20 protein-coding genes and 1 pseudogene are annotated in these 23201 nt (G+C 38.3%); 16 read left to right on the forward strand and 5 right to left on the reverse strand.

Annotated elements, in window-relative coordinates; genetic code table 11:
• Positions 1-2 precede the first annotated feature (2 nt).
• Positions 3-1412 (forward strand): FAD-binding oxidoreductase, encoded by a 1410-nt coding sequence (locus J7R07_RS01290; RefSeq protein WP_208435126.1) that lies wholly within the window; start codon positions 3-5, stop codon positions 1410-1412.
• 149 nt (positions 1413-1561) lie between these two features.
• The gene (locus J7R07_RS01295; RefSeq protein WP_208435127.1) at positions 1562-2095 is read left to right on the forward strand and encodes a DUF6101 family protein; all 534 of its coding nucleotides are present in this window, start codon (positions 1562-1564) and stop codon (positions 2093-2095) included.
• Between the two features lie 645 nt (positions 2096-2740).
• Here the strand turns inward: J7R07_RS01295 and purD are convergent.
• The gene (gene purD / locus J7R07_RS01300; RefSeq protein WP_208435128.1) at positions 2741-4024 is read right to left on the reverse strand and encodes a phosphoribosylamine--glycine ligase; all 1284 of its coding nucleotides are present in this window, start codon (positions 4022-4024) and stop codon (positions 2741-2743) included.
• Between the two features lie 89 nt (positions 4025-4113).
• On the opposite strand from purD, the gene ubiA reads away from it, so the two are divergent.
• Positions 4114-5118, forward strand: coding sequence for a 4-hydroxybenzoate octaprenyltransferase (gene ubiA / locus J7R07_RS01305; protein ID WP_208435129.1), 1005 nt, complete (start codon positions 4114-4116; stop codon positions 5116-5118).
• A 581-nt stretch (positions 5119-5699) separates the two neighbouring features.
• On the opposite strand, the gene pdxH is transcribed toward ubiA, so the two are convergent.
• Entirely contained in the window at positions 5700-6323 is a 624-nt protein-coding gene (gene pdxH / locus J7R07_RS01310) for a pyridoxamine 5'-phosphate oxidase (RefSeq protein ID WP_208435130.1), read from the reverse strand.
• A gap of 292 nt (positions 6324-6615) precedes the next feature.
• On the opposite strand from pdxH, the gene J7R07_RS01315 reads away from it, so the two are divergent.
• The 8 genes and pseudogenes from J7R07_RS01315 (at position 6616) to J7R07_RS01350 (ending at position 15224) form a co-directional block, all read left to right on the forward strand.
• Positions 6616-7518, forward strand: a complete 903-nt coding sequence (locus J7R07_RS01315) for a DnaJ C-terminal domain-containing protein (RefSeq protein ID WP_208435131.1) — start codon at positions 6616-6618, stop codon at positions 7516-7518.
• Between the two features lie 123 nt (positions 7519-7641).
• Entirely contained in the window at positions 7642-8460 is an 819-nt protein-coding gene (fabI, locus tag J7R07_RS01320; RefSeq protein WP_208435132.1) for an enoyl-ACP reductase FabI, read from the forward strand.
• Positions 8461-8605: 145 nt separating this feature from the next.
• Positions 8606-9694 carry a chorismate synthase gene (aroC, locus tag J7R07_RS01325; RefSeq protein ID WP_208435133.1) on the forward strand — a complete coding sequence of 363 codons (1089 nt, stop codon included), beginning with the start codon at positions 8606-8608 and terminating at the stop codon, positions 9692-9694.
• Between the two features lie 17 nt (positions 9695-9711).
• The gene (gene ribB, locus J7R07_RS01330; RefSeq protein WP_208435134.1) at positions 9712-10818 is read left to right on the forward strand and encodes a 3,4-dihydroxy-2-butanone-4-phosphate synthase; all 1107 of its coding nucleotides are present in this window, start codon (positions 9712-9714) and stop codon (positions 10816-10818) included.
• 7 nt (positions 10819-10825) lie between these two features.
• The gene (locus J7R07_RS01335) at positions 10826-11080 is read left to right on the forward strand and encodes an exodeoxyribonuclease VII small subunit (protein ID WP_208435135.1); all 255 of its coding nucleotides are present in this window, start codon (positions 10826-10828) and stop codon (positions 11078-11080) included.
• Positions 11081-11308: 228 nt separating this feature from the next.
• Positions 11309-13225: a 1-deoxy-D-xylulose-5-phosphate synthase gene (gene dxs, locus J7R07_RS01340; RefSeq protein ID WP_208435136.1), complete on the forward strand. Its 1917-nt coding sequence runs from the start codon at positions 11309-11311 to the stop codon at positions 13223-13225.
• A gap of 7 nt (positions 13226-13232) precedes the next feature.
• The gene (locus tag J7R07_RS01345; protein ID WP_208435137.1) at positions 13233-13979 is read left to right on the forward strand and encodes a TlyA family RNA methyltransferase; all 747 of its coding nucleotides are present in this window, start codon (positions 13233-13235) and stop codon (positions 13977-13979) included.
• Positions 13976-15224, forward strand: a pseudogene (locus J7R07_RS01350) (class I SAM-dependent RNA methyltransferase). Before J7R07_RS01345 ends, J7R07_RS01350 begins: the two are co-directional and overlap by 4 nt.
• Positions 15225-15548: 324 nt before the next feature.
• On the opposite strand, the gene tldD reads toward J7R07_RS01350, so the two are convergent.
• Complete coding sequence (gene tldD, locus J7R07_RS01355) at positions 15549-16970, reverse strand: metalloprotease TldD (protein WP_208435138.1); 1422 nt, start codon at positions 16968-16970, stop codon at positions 15549-15551.
• Positions 16971-17079: 109 nt separating this feature from the next.
• Complete coding sequence (locus J7R07_RS01360; protein ID WP_208435139.1) at positions 17080-17619, reverse strand: invasion associated locus B family protein; 540 nt, start codon at positions 17617-17619, stop codon at positions 17080-17082.
• 377 nt (positions 17620-17996) lie between these two features.
• On the opposite strand from J7R07_RS01360, the gene cyoE reads away from it, so the two are divergent.
• The 4 genes from cyoE (at position 17997) to rnhA (ending at position 21606) form a co-directional block, all read left to right on the forward strand.
• On the forward strand, positions 17997-18932 hold the full coding sequence (cyoE, locus tag J7R07_RS01365) for a heme o synthase (protein WP_208435140.1): 936 nt from the start codon (positions 17997-17999) through the stop codon (positions 18930-18932).
• Between the two features lie 186 nt (positions 18933-19118).
• Entirely contained in the window at positions 19119-20174 is a 1056-nt protein-coding gene (gene ispH / locus J7R07_RS01370) for a 4-hydroxy-3-methylbut-2-enyl diphosphate reductase (protein ID WP_208435141.1), read from the forward strand.
• Positions 20174-21133 carry a homoserine kinase gene (locus J7R07_RS01375; RefSeq protein ID WP_208435142.1) on the forward strand — a complete coding sequence of 320 codons (960 nt, stop codon included), beginning with the start codon at positions 20174-20176 and terminating at the stop codon, positions 21131-21133. The genes ispH and J7R07_RS01375 overlap by 1 nt, the downstream gene beginning before the upstream one ends.
• 5 nt (positions 21134-21138) lie before the next feature.
• The gene (rnhA, locus tag J7R07_RS01380) at positions 21139-21606 is read left to right on the forward strand and encodes a ribonuclease HI (RefSeq protein ID WP_208435143.1); all 468 of its coding nucleotides are present in this window, start codon (positions 21139-21141) and stop codon (positions 21604-21606) included.
• 26 nt (positions 21607-21632) lie between these two features.
• Here the strand turns inward: rnhA and J7R07_RS01385 are convergent, their stop codons facing one another.
• Positions 21633-22511 (reverse strand): protein-disulfide reductase DsbD domain-containing protein, encoded by an 879-nt coding sequence (locus tag J7R07_RS01385; RefSeq protein WP_208435144.1) that lies wholly within the window; start codon positions 22509-22511, stop codon positions 21633-21635.
• Between the two features lie 71 nt (positions 22512-22582).
• Between J7R07_RS01385 and J7R07_RS01390 the strand changes: the two genes are divergently transcribed.
• Positions 22583-23167 (forward strand): YqgE/AlgH family protein, encoded by a 585-nt coding sequence (locus J7R07_RS01390; protein ID WP_208435145.1) that lies wholly within the window; start codon positions 22583-22585, stop codon positions 23165-23167.
• Positions 23168-23201 lie beyond the last annotated feature (34 nt).

Raw genomic sequence — 23201 nt, forward strand, 5'->3', positions numbered from 1 at the left:
AGATGGAGCAGACGTTAATTGAGAAATTTATAGAAATTGTTGGTATGGTGCACGCTATAACAGATCAGGCGTTGATTGCACCCTATTTGCTTGAAGAACGCGGACTTTTTCATGGAAAAACACCATTACTTTTACGGCCATCTTCTACCGCGGAGGTGTCGTCAATTATGCGGTTGGCTAGCCAAACACGTACGCCGATTGTGCCTCAGGGGGGAAATACAGGGCTTGTGGGGGGGCAACAGCCAGATGAGAGAGGAAACAGCGTTCTTTTATCCATGGAACGATTGAACAAGATAAAATGTATAAATCTTGAGGGTAATTTTGCTGTGGTAGAGGCTGGTGTTGTTTTAAAAGACCTGCAGAAAAAAGCAGATGAATTAGATCGTTTTTTCCCTCTTTCTTTAGCTTCGGAAGGCTCTTGCCAGATAGGGGGAAATCTTTCATCTAACGCTGGAGGAACAGCTGTCTTGGCTTATGGCAATATGCGTGAGCTTTGTCTTGGTTTGGAAGTGGTTTTGCCTGATGGCCGTATTTTGGATGATTTACGTTTTGTAAAGAAAGACAATAGTGGTTATGATTTGAAAGACCTTTTTATTGGTGCCGAAGGCACTTTAGGCGTTATAACAGCAGCAGTTTTAAAGCTTTTTCCAAAGGTTAAAGGAAAAGCAGTTGCCTTTGTTGGTTTATGCAGCCCGGCTAAAGCTCTAGAGTTTTTCTCTCTTGCTCAATGTCGTAGAGGGGGGATGTTGACAGGTTTTGAGCTGATGGGAAAACTTAGCCTGAAAATGGCTTTAGATTATAAGATGTGTGAGAGGTCGCCTCTTGAATATGAACATGAATGGTATGTATTGATTAATATTTCATCATTAAAGGATGAGGATGAGGCATTATCAGAACTCAGTATTATTTTAGAAGAAGCTTTAAAGGATGCAGTGATAGAAGATGCAGTTGTTGCGCAATCGTTAAAACAGCAAGATTTTTTTTGGCATTTGCGTGAAAGTATATCCTCTGCCCAGAAATTAGCGGGAGGATCCATTAAGCACGATATTGCGGTGCCACTCGCCTCTATTCCTGATTTTATTTCTGAGGCAGCACATATTGTTGAAGATATTATTCCAGGTGCACGGGTAGTTTGTTTTGGTCACATGGGCGATGGAAATTTACACTATAATATTACACAGCCCGTAGGAGCTGATACTACTGCATTTTTGCAGTTATGGTCACGAATCAATCATAGCATTCATAGTTTAGTGATGCATTATCAAGGCGCATTTTCTGCTGAGCATGGAATTGGTCAACTTAAGCGTGAGGAACTTCGCACTTTTAAATCACCTGTTGCGTTGGATATTATGCAAGGGATTAAGAAAGCGCTCGATCCTTTAGGGATTATGAATCCCGGAAAAATATTATAATTCATGAAAGATGGATTTTGTCATGTGTTTTTGTTTAGATTTCAATAACCAAAAAAGAAACCAGTTGTTTTTTATTCAATCTTTTAATAATTCAATGAAGAAAAGCTGTTAAATGGTGTATATTATTAAGATAAATTGGGACACTGTATATGGCTAATCAATGCTTTAATCAGGCAAAAGCGGTGCTTGAATTTCGTTTAGATCCGTGCCATTTGCCACAAACAACAGCGTATTTTTCGTCAAAAACGGGCAATCAAATAATTTGTTCGTTAAGTGAGCGCGGTGTTTTTTTAAAAATAGATACTCCTTCAAGCTTATCACGTTTAGTACCGTCTTATCATTTCAAAGGAATTGTGGCACGTACTGTAAAAACGCATTCGGGAGAGAGAGCCGTTGCATTAGAACTGCTACATAGAGATGAAGAAGCATGCATCCCACTTTTAGTTTCTAGGGATTTAAATAATATTCTTCTAGATTGGCGATTATGGGCAGATACTTATGATCTTCCTATGCTTATGGTCAATGAAGATAATCGTATCATGGTTGTCAAAGATCGTTCTGATTTACGTCGATTTTTTTGTACAACGCTGCATTCTAAACAAAAGCGCTTTTCAATTCGTTATAACAATCCGTTGGGTTTACGATTGATGATTGCGAATCGGGTTGTGTCACAGAAACCATGACGTACATTCATTTTTTTCTGTTGTGTTACTAAACGCGTTTATTTTGCATTTTATTGACTGTAATGAGAATTTTATTTCACAAGATAAATTTGCAGCAAGCACTTGCGTTAGATATTTTCTTCCATTGTGGTTTTCACAGCAATGCCTTTTTTCTAAGACAGCTAAGCTATTATCTTAAAATAATAGAAACACCATTATTAACAAATAGAAACTTTGATTTTATGGCATCATTAAAGTATTGAGCAGTTATAAGAGAAAAAATTCAGGGTTTTCGCTATGCAAAGGCAATAATAGGAGATGATATTTATTTTTAAGCCTGCGTAAGTAACAATTTATTTGTCAATGGGTATATCGAAACGCTGTATTCTTGCAGCGAAATCTATTCAATTTGAAGAAGCAAAAACGGTGAACAAATAAATTTTTTAAACAAATATAGCAATAAGATAACTGCATGATTACAATTTTTATAGCCAGAATTTTTTTATTTTATCCGTTTTATGGTGGGCGTGAATAACTTATTCATGGTATTTTATTTTTCAGAAAAGAATTCGCTCTTTTTTCTGGAATAACGAGAAATATGAAAAGTCAGTAGATTTGTGCATTATGCTATTACGTAAAAGGATTAAAACCATAAAAAAGGAACGCTCAAAGGGTTTGGTTTTTTCGTGCTATGGCTCTCCATCCAATATCGCGGCGGACAAAGCCTTCGGGCCAATCAATACAATCAACAGCTTCATAGGCATGTTTTTGTGCCTGCATAACAGTTTCTCCTGTTGCTGTTATATTGAGAACGCGTCCTCCATTAGCAATGAGTTCTCCATTGCGTAATGTGGTGCCGGCTTGAAAAACCTTCACATCAGGGAGAGCATCTACCTTATCGAGATTACGGATAACAGTACCTTTTTGGGGAGAGCCAGGGTAACCTTTGGCAGCCATAACAACAGTCAAAGCGGTTTTTTCAGACCATCGAAGATTTCTTTGTGCAAGATTTCCTTGAGTTGCAGCGAAAAGAAGAGGAAGAATATCATCTTTAAGACGCATCATTAAAACTTGACATTCAGGATCACCAAATCGTACGTTAAATTCGATGAGTTCAGGTCCTTTTTGCGTTATCATCAATCCAGCAAAAAGAACACCTTTAAAGGGAGCTCCCATAGCGCTCATACTCTGTAGAGCTGGTTCAATAATTTCTTTAAGGGTACGATTAGTCATTTCTTTGGTCATGATAGGAGCTGGTGAATAAGCTCCCATTCCACCAGTATTTGCTCCAGTATCACCATCTCCTACACGTTTATGATCTTGTGCTGATCCAAAGGGAAGAGCAATTTTACCATCACAAAGGCAAAAGAAGCTTACTTCTTCACCTTCAAGAAAAGATTCTACAACAATTTTTTGTCCTGCATCACCAAAGGCGCTTTCGAAGCAGGCGTCAACTGCACTAAATGCCTCTTCTATTGTTGTTGCAACAACCACGCCTTTACCGGCAGCTAAGCCATCAGCTTTAATGACAATGGGAGCACCTTGTTGACGAATGTAAGCTTTGGCTTTTACAGAATCATTAAAGCATTGGTAAGTTCCTGTCGGAATGTTATTTTTGTAGCATAAATCTTTTGTGAAAGCTTTGGAACCTTCTAGCTGAGCAGCTTTTTGAGTCGGTCCAAATACACAGATATTAGCTCTGTTAAGGGAGTCTGTTATACCAGCAACGAGTGGTGCTTCTGGTCCAACAACTACGAGGTCAATAAAATGTGTTTTACAAAATTCAATGATGGTAGGATGATCATCAATGTTTAAGTCGATATTTTCTCCAAGTTCCATCGTTGCAGGATTTCCAGGAGCACAATATAATTTTGTTAGCAGTGGTGACGCTGCTATTTTCCATGCTAAAGCATGTTCTCGTCCGCCTGAGCCGATAAGAAGGATGTTCATTGCTTTGCTCCTATTATAGAAGATGATTAAATAGTTGTTCTTGTCATAAGAATGCAATATCTCTATCGCAAGATCAAAGGTATTATTTGATGAAAAAAAATAAAAATATTGCACATATTCAATCCTGTGAGCATCAGGGGCGGGTTATGGATGCATCCTCTAAACAGTGGGTCTACCATTTTCTTCCTTCTTCTTTGTGGTTTTATGCTCAATTGGCACGTTGGGATCGGCCTATTGGATGGCAACTGTTGATGTGGCCTTGTTTTTGGTCAACAACAATGGCCTTTCTCTCTTATGAAGTACCCCAATTGCCTTTTTTATCAATGCTTTTTCATTGGTTTTGGTATTTATTTCTTTTTTTTCTAGGTTCTATAGCTATGCGGGGTGCGGGGTGTACTTGGAATGATCTTATTGACCATAAAATTGATTCTCAGGTGGAGAGAACACGTTCTCGCCCATTGCCAACAGGTCATGTGAGTCGTTTTCAAGCAAAAGTTTTTGTATTGGTGCAATGTTTAGTTGGTTTATGTGTTTTATCGCAATTTAATAGATACAGTTTTTTGCTAGGCATTTCATCATTGATAGCGGTTGCCTTTTATCCTTTTATGAAACGCGTAACATATTGGCCGCAGTTTTTTTTAGGTATCGCATTTAACTGGGGGGCATTAATGGGATGGGCAGTTGTGTATGGAAGTCTGAGTTGGGCACCGATTTTGCTTTATGGAGGATCCATCTTGTGGACGATAGGGTATGATACAATTTACGCGCATCAAGATAAAGAGGATGATGCTACGGTTGGTGTACGTTCTACGGCACTTCTGTTTGGTAAGGGTACTAAGCGAGCTTTGGTGTTTCTCTACAGTGGCTTTATAGTGCTGGTCAGCTTAGCGTTTTATTTGGCAAATGTCCCAATTGTTAGTTTTTTGGGGATTTTGGTGGCAAGTATCCATATGTTTATTCAAATTAAAATCATTGATATAGATGACAGTTCAAAATGCTTAAAGCTTTTCAAATCGAATTCATTTATTGGTTTTGTGGTTTTTGCTGGTTTAGTATGCGGTGGTATATGGATGATAGTTTATCCTACAGTTTAATGAAAAATATTCCAAGGAATAAAATCATGTTTTGTTTGGTGTTGAAAATAAAGGAAATAAAAACCTATGGATACTTCATTGTTTTTAAAATTTCTTATTTTGAACTTTAATTTCATACGCTGTTTGCATTCTATGGTTAAGCCTTTTTATGCTATCCTCAGAAATTTCTTTCTATACAATATTGCAATTGTTTCGAATTTTAATAATTTATCTAGGTTAGAATTGAAATAGATCTGCACGATGATAGAAAAATCAACCACTTTTTTCTTAATACAAATTATACTTTTTCAATTATGTCATCAGGGTTGAAATCTACAAGATTGTTTTCTTCTTCTGTACCCCGTTTAAATATTGCTGATTATTTTACTAAGAGTCTACTGAATACGGACTTTTCGTTTAAAATAAATCTTTATAACTATATTTTTTTTCAAAATGTGCGGGAGAAAAAAGATTATTATAAAAAAATCATAGTGAAGGTATAATTATCTTGTTTAAATTGAATTGAGTGATCTACTCCTTTAATTTAGCAAAGAGTTTTTTAATTGTTGGAAAAAGTCTTCATCATGTTAAATTTTGGAGAATTAGGGGTAAAGTTTTTGCTTTTGCCAATCATCGTGTTCAATAGAAATGCGTGTAAAAAGTAAGCGGTCATGTAAACGAAATGGTCGATCACGCCAGAATTCAATAGAAAATGGTTTAACCCGAAAACCAGACCAATAAGGTGGACGCGGGATATTCCCTGTCGCATAACGTGCAGTATATTGAGCAATTGCTTTTTCGAGGACAAAACGGTTTTCCAATGGTCGCGATTGTTTGGATGCCCATGCGCCAATTCGACTACCCCGTGGTCGTGATTGGAAATACGCATCTGCTTCTTGAGTAGTGACCTTTTCAACAATACCGCGAATTCTGACCTGGCGACGAAGCGATTTCCAATGAAAACCTAAAGACGCTTTCATTGATTTTAAAATTTCTTGTCCTTTTTGGCTTTCATAATTGGTATAGAAGACGAAGCCTTGAGCACTGTAATCTTTGAGAAGAACCATACGGACGTTAGGCAAGCCCGTTTCATCAACTGTTGCTAATGCCATAGCATTAGGATCATTTATTTCACTTACTGTTGCCTCTTCAAGCCACTTTGCAAAAAGTGCAAAAGGTTTTTGCATTTGCATAAAGTCATTGTCTGTTTGTACTGTATTGTTCATGGGATCTCCAAATATCAGTGAGTATGAATGGAAAGCTCTTTAATTTACTTTGTTATCAAGAAATAAAGTGCTGTTTTTTTTATTTATGGTATTTTAACTATCTTTGTTTTTAGCATAGAATGCAACAAACTATATTAAATAAAATATCTATTCTATCTGGTATTTTAGTTTCTTGATAGACATATAAAAGGGAGAAAAATCGTTCTTTACAATAGGCTAATAGAACTGTGAGGGATATTGAACAACATATCAGTTAATATTTTAAAAACGAAAAAATTGAAAAGAGGACAATATGCGTGATCCGTACGCGATTTTGGGTGTGGCACGTACCGCAAAATCGCAAGAGATTAAATCGGCATTTAGAAAATTAGCAAAGAAGTATCATCCAGATCATAATATAGATGATGCAAGAGCTAAAGAGAAGTTTTCTGAAATTAATCAAGCTTATGAAATTATAGGTGATAAAGACAAAAGGGCACAGTTTGACCGCGGTGAAATTGATATGGAAGGAAAACCCCTTTATCAAGCTTATGGTGCCGGTGAAAATTTTAGCAATAGTCATAATCCTTTTTCAGGAGGTGCAAAAGGTTTTGATTTTGGTTCTGCAGGTGGTGCAGGTTTTGATGCGAGTGATATTTTTCGTGACCTGTTTGGAAGGGGAGGAGGCTTTTCAAATTCTACACGGTATAATCGACCTCAACAAGGGGCGCATGTTCATGCCAATCTTTCTATCACATTGGAGCAAATGGTTGGCGCCGAAAGGGTGGAAGCTGTTTTTCCTAATGGAAAAAGGTTAAAAATTAAGCTTCCAGATTATGTTGAAGATGGTCAAACTATTCGTTTAAAAGGTCAGGGCGAAGAAGTGGCTTATGGGCAATCGGGAGATGCTTTAGTGACCATTCAGATTCAAAAACATCCTCGTTTACGAGTTGAAGGTAGGGCACTTCATCTTGATTTACCTGTTTCTCTGAAACATGCTGTTCTGGGAGCAAAAGAAGAAGTTCAGACTTTAGAGGGGCGTGTGGTTCTAACTATTCCTGCTTGGTCAAGTTCTGATCGTGTTTTACGGTTGAAAGGGAAAGGTCTTCGTTTAAAAAATGGTAAAAGAGACGATCTTTATGTGCATGTTCGTATTATGTTGCCGGAAGGTGGAGACGCTGGGTTAGAACAATTCTTGCAGATACAAAGAAGTTAACTTTCAAGTTCTATAAGACGTAGTTTTTGTTTTTGATTCTAAACCAATTACTTGAAGAAAAAGTTGACCTATGCCATAGGCAGATAAATAATATTCATTTTAAGTAACAATGGGGCAGTGCTAATGGCTAAAGGTAATGGTTTATTGTACGGCAAGCGTGGTTTAATTTTGGGATTGGCCAATAATCGCTCTATCGCTTGGGGGATAGCAAAAGCTGCGAGTGTTGCGGGAGCAGAGCTTGCTTTCACCTATCAAGGTGAGGCGATGAAAAAGCGTGTTGAGCCTTTGGCTGAGGAAGTAAAAGGGTTAGTTTGCGGTCATTGTGATGTTTCTGATAGTGCATCCATTGATGCAGTTTTTAAAGTCATAGAGAAAAAATGGGAAAAACTTGATTTTTTAGTTCATGCTATTGGTTTTTCTGATAAAGATGAATTAAGCGGCCGTTATATTGATATTAGCGAATCAAATTTTATGATGACCATGAATATTTCCGTTTATTCCTTAACGGCTTTGGCAAAGCGTGCAGAAAAATTGATGTTAGATGGTGGTTCAATTCTAACGCTAAGCTATTATGGTGCAGAAAAGGTCGTTCCCAATTATAATGTGATGGGAGTTGCAAAAGCGGCTCTTGAAGCAAGCGTGAAATACCTAGCAGTAGATTTAGGTCCTAAGCGTATTCGTGTTAATGCTATATCTGCTGGACCGATCAAGACGTTAGCTGCCTCTGGCATTGGTGATTTTCGTTATATTTTAAAATGGAATGAATATAACGCTCCCTTACGTCGTACGGTGACAATTGAAGAAGTGGGTGATTCTGCTCTTTACTTTCTTTCAGATTTGTCTCGTTCTGTTACGGGTGAGGTGCACCATGTGGATTCAGGTTATAATATCATAGGTATGAAAGCTGTTGATGCACCAGATATATCCGTCGTTAAAGAATAAAGTTTATTTTACAAAGCTTTTTCGATAACGGTGGTTTGACCGGATTTAGAACGGCCAATTATCTTTGGGGGCGGAGTCTCTGTTTATGTGCAACGCGACAGAGGCTGTAGTTGTGTGTATTTGACGGAGAAACGGGGCATTTTTCATGTCGCATAATACATTTGGTCATTTATTTCGTGTAACGACATGGGGTGAAAGTCATGGTAGTGCTCTTGGTTGTGTCATCGATGGTTGCCCTCCAGGGATTGCTTTCACTGTTGCAGAAGTTCAAGCTTATCTTGATAAACGCAGACCAGGACAATCAAAATATACAACACAGCGACAAGAGTTTGATAAAGTAGAAATACTTTCAGGGACTATTGTTCAGGACGATGGAACAACATTGGTTACAATGGGGACACCAATTTCTCTCTTGATTCGAAATATCGATCAGCGTTCTAAAGATTATGGTTCGATTGCTCATCAGTATCGTCCTGGTCATGCAGATTATACTTATGACATTAAATATGGCATTCGGGATTTTCGAGGTGGTGGGCGTGCTTCAGCACGTGAGACGGCAGCACGTGTTGCGGCAGGTGCTATCGCTCGTAAAGTGATTCCTGGTTTGATTGTACGGGGAGCTGTGATAGCAATTGGTCCGCATACAATTAACCGCGATCATTGGGACTGGTCAGAGGTTGATAAAAATCCTTTTTTTACACCTGATGCAGAGATGGTACAGGTTTTTGGTGATTATATAGATAAGGTCCGTAAAGATGGTTCATCTGTTGGTGCTGTTGTTGAGATTATTGCGGAAAATGTTCCTGCAGGTTTAGGGGCACCTATTTATGCAAAACTTGATCAGGCTATTGCATCGTTGCTCATGTCGATTAATGCGGTGAAGGGTGTTGAAATAGGAGATGGTTTTGCAGCAGCTCGCTTGAGGGGAGAAGAAAATGCAGATGAAATGCGGATGGGAAGCGATGGCAAACCACTCTTTTTATCCAATCACGCAGGCGGTATTTTAGGTGGAATATCGAGTGGACAACCAATAATTGCACGTTTTGCTGTGAAACCTACTTCATCAATTTTAATACCTCGTCGTTCAATTGATATTGATGGTAATAATGTAAACATTGTAACGAAGGGACGTCATGATCCCTGCGTTGGGATTCGTGCTGTTCCTGTTGGTGAAGCAATGGTTGCTTGTGCTATTGCTGATCATTATCTAAGACATCGCGGTCAGGTCGGATAATTTAAAAGGTAACAATAATGGCGTATGATGAAAAAAAAATTATTTCAGCACTTCAAGCTTTTGAGCGTGGTGAAATTGTTGTGGTTATCGATGATAATGACCGTGAAAATGAAGGTGATTTAACGGTTGCTGCTGCCCATTGTACAGAAGAAAAGATGGCATTTATCATTCGTCATACAACAGGTATTGTTTGCGCTCCTATGCCAAAAAAAGAAGCACAACGGCTTCATCTTACTCCTATGGTGCCAGATAATGATTCTGCGTATCGTACCCAGTTTACTATGACTGTTGATTTTAAACATGGAATAACAACGGGGATTTCAGCACACGATCGTACATTAGCGGTGCGTAATCTTGCTAATTCGAATGCTGGCCCAAACGATTTTGTTCGTCCTGGACATATTTTTCCTTTAATTGCGCATGAAGGAGGGGTTCTTACGCGTTCAGGTCACACGGAAGCAGCTGTCGATTTATGTAAATTAGTTGGTTTGCCCCCTGTTGGTGTTATTGGTGAATTGGTCAATGATGATGGGAGCGTTAAACATGGAGATGAGATTACAAAATTTGCACAGGACAATCGTTTGCATATAATAACAGTTGCCGATTTGATTGCTTATCGCCAACGTAAAGAAATCTTGATCAGGCATGTTGGAGAAATGCCTATCGAAACATCAATAGGCCCAGCTGTTGTGCAAAGTTATCAACTTCCTTGGGAAGCAGTCCAGCATATCGCAATTATTTTTGGCGATATCTCTGATGGTGAGGATATTCCTGTGTGTTTGCATCGCGAAAATATTTTGAATGATATTTTTGGGCAATTTCCAGATATTACAGCTATCATGCAACGTATGATGGAAAAAGCAAAGCGTGGTGTGTTTGTTTATTTGCGTGCAGAATCTGTTAATGTACAATCAGCTGCAGGCATTCAGAGGATTATACAAGAAGGTTCGGAGAAGCATGTGCAGGCAATCGAACGCGAAGAAGAATGGCTCCAAGTTGGTTTAGGATCACAAATTTTGAAAAATTTAGGAATCAGTTCTGTTATTGTATGTGCTCCTAAAGAGCGCCATTATACAGATTTAGAAGGTTTTGGAATTCGTATATCCAAAATAGATGCGTTGTGAGGATTGTATGAAACAAGAGCTAAAAAAGGGGGATATTACAGTATTGAGCTTTGAGGAAGCACTTAAGCAGCTTGAAGATATTGTCGAGAAGCTGGAACGTGGGGATGTTCCTTTAGAACAATCAATTGATATTTATGAGCGTGGTGAAGCTCTCAAAAAACATTGTGAGAAACTCTTGAAAGTAGCTGAAGCCAAAGTTGAAAAAATTCAGCTTTCAGAAGAGGGATGTCCGGAAGGCGTAGAGCCTCTTGATTCTGAATAATATTGAGTCATTGGGTGATATTTATTGCAAGATGGGAGATGTCGTAATTGATTTTAATATAGTGTGTTTTATCGGTTTTTTTTATGAAATAAGTGAGTAAAAATCATCAATCGTCACCGATAAGAGAATATTTTTCAATGGAAATATGCAAAACTATAAACAAAAGAGAAGAGTAGGTGTATTCTTACCATTTCACTCTCTTGACGATGTAATAATAAGGAGTTTTTTTTGTCACGGACATTGACACCATTACTTGACCGTATTCGTTTACCACATGATTTGCGGACACTGCCTGAGTCTGATTTGGTAAGATTAGCCAATGAGTTGCGAACGGAAACAATTGATGCGGTTTCCGTAACAGGTGGTCATCTTGGTGCAGGGCTTGGTGTTGTTGAGCTCACTGTTGCATTACATTATGTTTTTAATACGCCAGAGGATAGGATTATTTGGGATGTTGGCCATCAAACCTATCCACATAAAATTTTAACGGGGCGTAGAGAGAGAATTCGTACATTGCGTCAGGAGGGTGGATTATCAGGTTTTACGAAGCGTTCAGAAAGTGTGTATGATCCATTTGGTGCGGGTCATTCTTCTACTTCTATTTCAGCTGGTCTTGGCATGGCAGTGGCTAGTGCTTTAAAATCAGAGGAAAGGCGCAACATCATTGCTGTCATTGGTGATGGTGCTATGTCTGCTGGTATGGCTTATGAAGCGATGAATAATGCTGGTGCTTTAGATGCGCGTTTGATTGTTATTCTTAATGATAACGATATGTCTATTGCACCACCTACCGGTGCTATGAGTGCGCATCTTGCACGATTGGTTTCCCGTCCTTCTTACCGTAGTTTGCGTGAACGGGTAAAGGTCCTAGGCGAAAAATTACCTAAATTCTTTTTAGATAAAGCACGTCTTTCAGAAGAATTTGCGCGTGGCCTTTTGGTTGGTGGGACCTTGTTTGAAGAGCTTGGCTTTTACTATGTTGGACCAATAGATGGGCATAATTTAAAGCATTTATTGCCTGTTTTAAAAAATGTTCGCGAATATCCTTGTGGTCCTGTTTTGGTGCATGTGGTTACACATAAGGGTAAAGGGTATGCACCTGCGGAAGTGTCATCTGATAAATATCATGGTGTAAATCGTTTTGATATTACAACAGGTAAACAGGTTAAAATACAAAGCAATGTTCTTCCTTATACGAAGGTCTTTTCTAAGGCTTTAATAGAAGAATCCTGCCATGATGATAAGATTGTTGGTATAACAGCGGCTATGTCAACGGGGACAGGCCTTGATGCTTTTGCTGAAAAGTTTCCTGAAAGAATGTTTGATGTTGGAATTGCTGAACAGCATGCAGTAACTTTTGCGGCAGGACTTTCTTGTGAAGGTTATAAGCCTTTTGTTGCGATTTATTCTACTTTTCTACAGCGTGCTTATGATCAGATTATTCATGATGTATCGATTCAAAAGTTACCCGTGCGCTTTGCGATTGATCGCGCAGGTTTTGTGGGTGCAGATGGTGCGACACACGCTGGTAGTTTTGATATTGTTTTTTTAACCACGCTTCCTGAATTTGTGGTTATGGCACCTTCTGATGAAGTCGAACTGATGCATATGGTGCGTACTGCTGCAGCTTATGACCAGGGACCAATTTCTTTTCGTTATCCGCGTGGTCAAGGTGTTGGCATGGATTTACCACAGCGCGGTGAGTTAATAGAGATTGGCAAAGGGCGTGTTCTGCGTGAGGGAAACAGGATAGCTTTGGTGTGTTTTGGAACGCGGATGTCGGAAGTATTGGTTGCTGCTGATACGTTGGCTGCAGAAGGATTATCTACAACGGTTGCAGATGCACGGTTTGCGAAGCCTCTGGATAAGGATTTGATGCGTCGTTTGGCACGTGAGCATGAAGTATTAGTGACAATTGAAGAAGGTGCAATAGGCGGATTTGGAGCACACTTATTACAATTTTTGGCGCAAGAAGGACTCTTAGAACATTGTTTGAAAGTCCGCACATTAAAATTTCCTGATGAATATTTGAGTCACGGTTCACCAGAGAAAGTCCTTTCACGTATAGGGCTTGATGCTGTTGGTATTATCGATACAGTTTTTACTGCTTTAGGACGCGAGATTAGGACAATACAGAAAATTTGAGTATGAAATGGTCGCTAGAAAAAGGCTCGATATTCTTTTAGTTGAAAAAAAATTTTTTACTACACGGTCACGGGCACGTGATGCCATTGCACGCCAAACTGTTAAGGTTAATGGTGAAATCATTTTAAAAGCTGGGCAAATCATTTCGCATGACGCGAAGATTATTGTTTGTGATCCAGCACAGAATTATGTGTCACGTGCAGCATTAAAATTGATTAGTGCACTTGATGCATTTCCAATTGTTACGAAGAAAGTGACCGCTCTTGATATTGGTGCATCAACAGGTGGTTTTACACAAGTTCTCTTAGAACGTGGAGCAGCGCATGTTATTGCTGTTGATGTTGGTCATCATCAATTGGATATACGTTTATCCGGTAAGAGTACAATAACCTTATTAGAAGGTCTAAATATCAGAGATTTGAAACGAGAACATTTAGGGAGTCATGAAATTGATCTCATCGTCTCAGATGTCAGCTTTATTTCTCTTAAACTTGCCTTACCTTCTGTTTTGTCTTTAGCCAAGAAGGGAGCTCAAGCTGTTTTATTGGTAAAGCCTCAATTTGAGATTGGTCGTAAGTATCTTGGTAAAGGCGGAGTATTAAAAGATCCCTTAATGGCTAAAAAAACTGCTGAGAGGCTTTTTGATTGGCTGAATTTGCAAAGGGGCTGGAGTGCGAAAGGTTTGCTTCCCTCACCTATTGCAGGTGGTGATGGTAATCTAGAATATTTGTTGTTCGGAGAAAAACAAGAATAAATAACAATATCATGATTAATCATATGGGAGCAAATGGTACCGGTGTCGTAAAAACATGCCATGGCTTGATTTATACTCCTTTTACTTTGCCAGGATAATATGTTGAAATTGCTGTTCATGGAAAATATGCGATACCCGTAGCCTTAAAGGAAAAATCGCCAGAACGTATGATGCTCTGGGCCGGTATTTTGGCGAATGTGGAGGATGTGTACTGCAGCATTGGCATGCTGATGCTTATTCGCATATGGAAACGATAGCTGGTTGTGGATGCATTGAAAGAATATGGACTTGATGTTGCTGTTTCGCTTTTAATTGAATGTAAACCTTATAGCCGACGGCGAATGATTTTAACAGCAGCTATGATCGCAAGGTCATAGAGTTGGTTTTAACCGTCATTTTTCTTGGGAAATTATTGCTTTTGAGGAATGTCCCGTAAGTTGTCCAGAGATTACCTCTAAACTGGATGATATTAAGTACTCCATGTGCTTTTTAAGCAATCGTGCAAATCGGTTTCATATTACCATAACATAGGTTGAAAATGATTTAGATGTTACTTTAAACGGGTGTATTATACACGATGAGTCACTTCGTCAGAAAATGGTGTGTGCGGCCCTTTCATGCGGGATTACGGGGTTATCTGTTGAAGGTGAAGTTTTGATTGAACAAGAAAAGCCATTGATTTACTTCGGAGATGCCTGTGTTGAATTTTCAGCTGGTGGATTTCTCCAAGCGATGCCTGACGCAGAAAATATCATAGGCAATATTATTTTTAACCACTAAAAAAAGCAAAAAATACTCTTGATTTATTTTCAGAGATGGGAACATTTGCTTTACGTATTGCAAAAAAGGTGAATGTGTATGCGGTAGAAAATAATAAGGCAGCATCAGCAAATTTAGATTCAGCAGCACGTTTTGCAACAGGTTTAAAAAAGTAACTTATAAAAAACGCGATCTTTTCCGTCGTCCATTTTTTGTGAAGGAACTTGAGCTTTTTGATTGTGTTGTTTTTGATTCTCCACGCACTGGTGCAGAAAAACAAGTACGTGATTGGCTAAGACAACAATACCACGTGTAGTGGCCATTTCGTGCAATCCTGCTACACTTTTTCGTAATTTATCTCTTCTTATTGCGAGTAATTATACAGCAGAACAAATTATATCGATTGATCAATTTTTATGGTCACCACATGTTGAAGTTATCGCACTTTTGAGCAAGTGTAAAGCAAAGACAAGTCAGAAGCTTTAGTTTCAGTTGAAAAGCTCTTTTTAATTCTATTGGGAATTTTTAAAACAAATTTATTTCGCTTTTTATAAAATAACGCATAAATTGAGTTATAACGATAATTTATCTCTTTTCAGATTGAATGAGAATACTGAATACAATAAGAATTTTCATTTATTTTTTCTTATTATGAGTGATAAAAAAGCACTTCTTTGCCTCTCAAAAGCAGGAGCAACATATAGATAAAAACTACCGAATAAAAGACTCATATGTATCTCTTATGAATTATCTTAACACAAAAGGATATAATAATTGGGAGATGGTAAATATAATGCTGTTACAAGTTTATTATGTCATAAGTGCTGTTCCACCAATTGTCATATTGTTAATTCGCAGATGAGGTTGTCCAACACCAACAGGGACATTTTGGCCAGCTTTTCCGCACATACCGATACCATTATCAAGTTTACTATCGTTGCCAATCATAGTGATACGTTTCATAGCATCTGGTCCGTTTCCGATAAGAGTTGCCCCTTTGATTGGTGCACAAATTTTACCATTTTCTACTCTATAAGCTTCAGTACATTCAAAGACAAATTTTCCAGAAGTAATATCAACCTGTCCTCCGCCAAACGAAACAGCATAGATACCGCTTTTGAGCGAGGATAGAATCTCTTCAGGTGTTTTGTCTCCTCCTAACATCATTGTATTAGTCATCCGCGGTATTGGCGCATGTGCATAGGATTCACGTCGTCCATTTCCGGTTGGATTAACCCCCATAAGTCGAGCATTTAACCTATCTTGCATAAAACCAACGAGTTTTCCATCTTCAATAAGAACGTTATATCCTGAAGGGGTTCCTTCATCATCGATAGTGAGTGAACCACGACATTGGGGAATTGTACCATCATCAACAACTGTAACACCTTTTGCAGCAACTTGTTGGCCCAAAAGTCCGGAAAAAACAGACGTCTTTTTACGATTAAAATCACCTTCCAAACCATGGCCTACGGCTTCATGAAGCATAACACCGGGCCATCCATTGGCTAAGACAACATCAAATGTTCCTGCTGGTGCTGCTTCTGCCTCTAAGTTTATGAGAGCCATACGTAAGGCTTCATCGGCAGCTCTTTTCCAATTTTCTTCACAAACAAATTGGTGGAATGTTTGCCGTCCCCCACATCCATAGAAACCATTTTCACGCCGATTCCCTTCCGCTGCAACCACAGATATAGAAAGCCGCACAAGTGGACGAATGTCACGAACCAAATACCCATCTGCACGTAAAATTTCAACATGCTGCAGCGAACCGGAAAGAGAAACCGTCACTTGATGTAATTTATCATTTTTTGCACGTAAATAGGCATCAATTTTTTGCAAAAGTATACTTTTTTCTTCAAAGGAAGGAGCATTAAGAGGATTATGTGGTTGATAAAGTCTTTTGTTTGTTTGTTGAGGTGCTGCACTATAAGGTCCTGCATGATTATTATAGGTAACAGCTTTCGCTGCTTCACTTGCACGTTTAAGTGCAGCGGCTGATAATTCACTAGAGTGCGCATATCCAGTTGCTTCTCCAGCAACAACGCGCAGACCAAATCCCATATCTTGATAAAATGAACCATTTTTAAGTTGTCCATTATCAAATAAAAGGGTTTCACTTTCTGTATACTCTAAGTAGAGTTCTCCATCATCAGCATGATAAAGTGTTTCTTGTACAAGTGATTGCACTTTAGATGAAGCAATATCAAAACGGTCAATCAGAGATTTCATAGTGGTTGTCCTATTTTCCTGAGTGCTTGGAAAGTTTCCATTTGCTTTGTTTGAGAAAGTTATAAAGCATGCTATGAGGTTTTTATCATCCAATATGCATGAATTTTATTTATGTTTGTAGGGTTGCATAAGCATCACTAAGTCCCTGGAGATCAAAGAGTCCTCCAACTGCTTGCTCAGGAGTTGTGAAAATAAAGTAAGTTGCCACTTTACCTTTAAAAAAGAGCTGTAATATGTCTTCTTTGAGAACAGCTTCAGCAACACAATTATCACCAAGACAACGACGATATTCTATTCTTCCCATATTTTTATCGTCGATTTTAAGTCCGACACCAGGGCGTAATTCAACGTAGCTCGGAGCAAAAACACGCATTAAAGCACCCTGATTTTGAGGGAGTTTATAAAATGTAACACGCAGAGTAATGTCATGGCGATTTTGTGTGTGGACATTTTGTACAACTTCACATTGCATATTAGGTGTACCGGGCGGTAGAGAACAAACTTTTGTCCATGCACCGTAGGTTTGTGGAGCAGGAACATTTTGCATATGTAATATCTGTGCAGTAGCATGATTGGTAAAAACATTACAAAGCGTGTAAATAACAGTACCAACAAAGAAAGTTTTTTTTAGCAATTTATAAAGTATCACAGAAAACCCTAATCACATCAGCATTACACTATTACGCATAACTCTGCATAAAAATAAACTCTTGAACCGAGATTATAACACAAAACCGTTATTTACCCAAATATATTAATCCATATACACAAAATCAAATAAAAAATAAAAATATTATGTCATAGAATACCAAGCTTTTAGCATTATTTTATGATAGGTTTGTGGTGTAAGAAATGATGTGTGTTGAGAAAATGTATTTTTGTTGCAAATATTTTCGTTTGTTTTTAGGGGGTAGGTATAAGAGAGGTACCCTAGTTTTCAAAACACTATAATATTAATTAGTCATTCCTATATATTAGAGGGTATTTACTTGTGGATGACAAAAATGGGAAAGGTCTTTGGGTGGAATGTCTGTTTCAGGAAAACTATCGGATGTAGGTGGTAAATCAATTCCGTCAAGACCCGGTATTGGTGATTATATCACGCTATTAAAACCGCGTGTTATGTCACTTGTTGTTTTTACAGCTCTGGTTGGACTTTTGGTGTCACCTGTTCGTATGAATCCTTTTTATGCATTTTTAGCAATCTTGTGCATTGCGATAGGTGGTGGTAGTGCAGGGGCACTTAATATGTGGTATGATGCTGACATTGATGCAGTAATGGAACGTACCAAAAATCGCCCCATACCTACTGGCAAAATCAGCCCTAGGAAGGCATTTATTTTTGGCATGGCTCTTTCTATATTTTCTGTATTAATTATGGGGAGCTTCATTAATTGGTTTTCAGCAATTTTTCTCGCATTTACGATCTTTTTTTATGTCGTTATCTATACAATTTGGTTAAAGCGTAGAACGCCACAAAACATTGTTATTGGCGGTGCATCTGGAGCTTTCCCACCAATGATTGGTTGGGCTGCGGCAACGGGGTCAGTGAGTATTGAGAGTTTTTTATTATTTTTAATCATTTTTATGTGGACTCCACCACATTTTTGGTCTCTTTCTCTTTTTTCATCTCTTGATTATGATGCGGCGGGCATTCCTATGATGCCTAATGTACGAGGTGAAAATTCAGCAAAAAAACAGATCTTATTTTATACTGTTCTTATGGCAATATGTGCAGCAGGACCGTGTATTACCGGTTTGGGAGGTATTTTTTATGGTATTTTTTCAACAGTTCTGGGCGTTATTTTTATTTATTTTTCTTATCGTTTGTGGAAAGCCGATACCCAAGAAGCAACTATTTTAATGGCGAAAAAAACATTTTTCTTTTCATTATTTTATTTAGCTGCTCTCTTTGGAGTTCTTTTGATTGAATCCCTTGTATGGTATTTTATTAGTTCTTAGTACAGCGAATGAAAGTGTAAATTTAAAGGAATTCTTCTGCAAGAAAATGCTCTAAGAATATGCTATATGATATACTATTATAGAAGAGGATGATAATGCCAATTTTTCTCTTTATACTGTGTTCTGTAATATATAAAAAGAGTTTTTTGAGTATAGGGTCAAAGTGAAAGATATGAAGGATGATTTATGACGGTACTTCCTCCTTTAACAATGCGTCTTTGCGGTCCTCGTGGATTTTGTGCAGGGGTTGATCGTGCTATTCAGATTGTCCTCCTTGCATTGAAAAAATATGGTGCTCCAGTGTATGTTCGTCATGAAATTGTGCACAACCGCTACGTTGTTGAAGGATTGCAGCAACGCGGAGCCATTTTTGTTGAAGAACTTGATGAGATTCCAGAAAAATATCGTAGTCAACCTGTTGTCTTTTCTGCCCATGGTGTGCCTAAATCTGTACCAGAAGAGGCGCGTCGCTATAATTTATTTTATCTCGATGCAACATGTCCATTGGTTTCTAAAGTTCATAAGCAAGCAATACGGCATCAACGTCATGGTCGTCATGTTATACTGATTGGCCATTCTGGCCATCCTGAGGTGATAGGAACAATGGGACAACTTGAAAAAGGGGCTGTAACATTAATTGAAACAATCGAAGATGCTTTAAATTATCAACCAAATGAGCCGGATAAATTAGGATTTGTGACACAAACAACACTTTCTGTGGAAGATACAGCAGAGGTTCTCAATGTGCTACAGCGACGTTTTCCTACATTGGAAGCTCCGGCTGCTGAATCAATTTGCTATGCTACTACGAATCGACAAAATGCTGTTAAAGCAGCAGCATTGGGGAGTGATCTATTTTTAATTGTTGGAGCACCAAATTCTTCTAATTCACGACGTTTGGTAGAAGTCGCTGAAAGGTTTGGTGCACAGCGTGCTGTTTTAGTTCAGCGTGCTGATGAAATTGATTTTGATCATTTAAGCGCTCTCTCTGTTGTAAGTCTTTCAGCAGGGGCTTCTGCTCCCGAGATTATTGTTGATGAAATTATTGCAGCTTTTCGTGAGCGTTATAATGTTACGATAGAATTGGCTGAAACAGTGGTGGAAGCAGAAAAATTTTTGGTTAGTCGTGAATTACGTGATGTCACTTTGACGCTTCAAGATATGGCTTTTGTTAATGGTCGAACTGAAGTGCTGAAAAATGAAAGTCAGAATACATATATGCCTATAACGAAAGAAAAGTAATGGCAGTTTATACAGATATTCATGCAAATGATTTGAAGATATTTTTGACACGTTATTCAATAGGTTCGCTTTTATCCTATCAAGGGATAGAGGAGGGAATCGAGAACTCTAATTTCATGTTGTATACGACAGAAGGGAGATTTATTTTAACGCTTTATGAAAAACGTATCGCAAAGGATGATTTGCCCTTTTTTTGTAACCTTATGCAGCATTTAAGGCAGCATGGAATTCCTTGTCCTCAACCAGTAGTGCAAAATGATGGGGCAACCATTGGTGAATTAGCCGGACGTCCTGCTGCTATTATTACTTTTCTAGAAGGAATGTGGATTCGTCAACCCAATGCATGTCATTGTAGCGAGGTGGGAACTAGTTTAGCGCAATTGCATTTAGCGGGACAGAGTTTTTCACTCAGTCGTAAAAATACTCTTTCTGTTATGGACTGGAGGTTATTGTGGGAACAGTGCCAAACGAGTAACGATACATTGTTAAGAGAGTTTGGGCAAAAAATTGATATGGAATTAGTTTTTTTACAAGAAAATTGGCCGTCAAATTTACCAACAGGCATTATTCACGCTGATTTATTTAATGATAATGTGTTTTTTTTGAATCATCGTCTTTCTGGGATTATAGATTTCTATTTTGCTTGTAACGATTTTTTGGCTTATGATTTGGCTATCTGCTTGAATGCTTGGTGTTTTGAACCGGATCATTCCTATAATCTTACCAAAGCACGTAGGTTATTGGAAAATTATCAAAAAATAAGGCCATTACTCTCTTTAGAGTTGAATGCAATGACGCTGTTGGTGCGTGGTGCGTCTTTACGTTTTTTACTCACACGCCTTTATGATTGGTTTAATACACCGTTAGAAAGCTTTGTCGTTAAGAAAAACCCACGAGAATATTGGCACAAGCTTTGTTTTTTCAGTAATGTATGTTCACTGAGTGAATTAGGTTTTTGAATTGTATGTTGAATCAACAAAAAGTCGTTGAAATTTATACCGATGGCGCTTGCTCGGGTAATCCTGGAGTTGGAGGGTGGGGCGCGATTTTGCGCTGGAATGGCCATGAACGTGAAATTTATGGTGGAGAAGCGCACACAACCAACAATCGGATGGAACTGATGGCAGCGATTTATGCATTGAAGGCACTTAAAGAACCTTGTTCGGTCGATCTTTATACGGATTCAGTTTATGTACGCAACGGTATTTCTAAGTGGCTTAAAGATTGGAAGAGAAATAATTGGTGTACTGCGTCAAAAAGTCCCGTAAAAAATATAGAGTTATGGCAAGCTCTTGAAGATGCCTGTTCTCGTCATACTGTCAGATGGCATTGGGTGAAAGGACATGCAGGACATTTTGATAACGAGCGTGCAGATGTACTTGCTCGGAAAGCAATTACCGAATATCGTGAAAACAAATATTTTTCAAAATAGTCTTTTTTACAGAATTTTTTCTTTCATTACGGAGCAGCAAGAGGGATCGATGGTGTACGGGGGATAAATGTTCCGCTTAAGGCCTGATTCTTGAAGGAAACTGTATAAAAGACTGTTTTAGTTTTGTCTTTTTCTGAGAAATAAATAGGAGCGCTAAAGAGTGTGTACTCTGCATTTTCACTTATTTTTTTTGCTGGTCCGATTTGCATTTCTCCTCCATCTAAAAAAAGAGAGGAAGGTGTAATGTTATTATTATTTTGGATTTTTATGAAAAGGGTATTTGTTTTTTTTTCAGCGCTTATTTTAAATTCATGATGCGTTGTAAGGGGTAAGGCATCTTGAGCCTTCTTTAACAGAGATAAAGGGAGGTGTTTGTTTTTTTGAATGGGTGTAGAAAAATCAAAGTGAACAGTGAGAGGAAGACAGATTTTATGACATAATCCAAGAGTTAAAGTACCGCTTAAGTTTTTATTTGAGCCAGAAATACTGAAAGGTAATACTACTTTGTTTTTGTAGCCTAATGACCAGCCATTTTCTGTTTCATAAAGCTGTGGGACGGGGTAAAAGATTTCATAAGAGACCTGTTGGTTAAAGTTAAAAAATGGTGCCATACCTGAATTACCTGGATTACGCCAGTAAGTTTTCCATTCTGGTTCCAGAATAATTTCAATAATACCCTCTCTTGTTCCAGAAAGAGAGGGTTCGGTAATAGCTAACCTGATACGACCACCATCTGATTCGTACCAGGATGTTGCAAAAAGATATATATTTTGTTCTGTTTGAGCACGGACAGGCATGTTAAATAACTCTAAAATTACAAACGTTAAGCTTAAAGTAACTAAAAAGCTTCTATAAAGACAAATTAAGCTATTATGTGAACTTATAAATATTTGAAATTTTGTCATTGGAGCTGTATTTCCCTATTATACTAACTGAAGTAAAATTTGTCGTGTAAATTATGGAGAATAACAGATTGATGAAGCAATGTAATGGCTTTTTGGGTGGACAGTTGCTCATAGCAATGCCAGGAATGAATGACAAACGCTTTATTCGTTCTGTTATTTATATTTGCGCACATTCTGATGCTGGTGCTATGGGGATTATTCTCAACCAATTGCACCATATTGATTTTCCAGAGCTTTTACTTCATCTTGGGGTCATAAATAGTGGTCAAAAAAAATATCTTTCTGAACCAATAAAAAACTTTCCAGTACGTTATGGCGGTCCTGTTGATCCTTCACGGGGTTTTGTACTCCATACCGATGATTATGCCTGTGAAGAAACTGTTTCTATTGCCGATAAGATCTGTTTCACTGCAACAATTGATATATTAAAAGCAATCAGTTGTGAAAAAGGTCCTCAACATGCACTCTTAGCATTAGGTTATGCTGGTTGGAAAGCCGGACAGCTCGAGGCAGAAATCTCTACAAATGGTTGGTTAATCAGTCCCACATCTCCTAGTTTCCTTTTTGAAAGCGATTTAAATCGTAAATATGATGAAAGCTTGATCCGTATGGGGATCAACCCTGCCTATCTCGCTTCTGAAATGGGGCACGCTTAGAATTTCGCTATTTCTGAATTTTTGGTTTGACACA

Origin of the sequence: Bartonella phoceensis (genome assembly GCF_902825145.1) — a bacterium.
Classification (GTDB): domain Bacteria; phylum Pseudomonadota; class Alphaproteobacteria; order Rhizobiales; family Rhizobiaceae; genus Bartonella; species Bartonella phoceensis.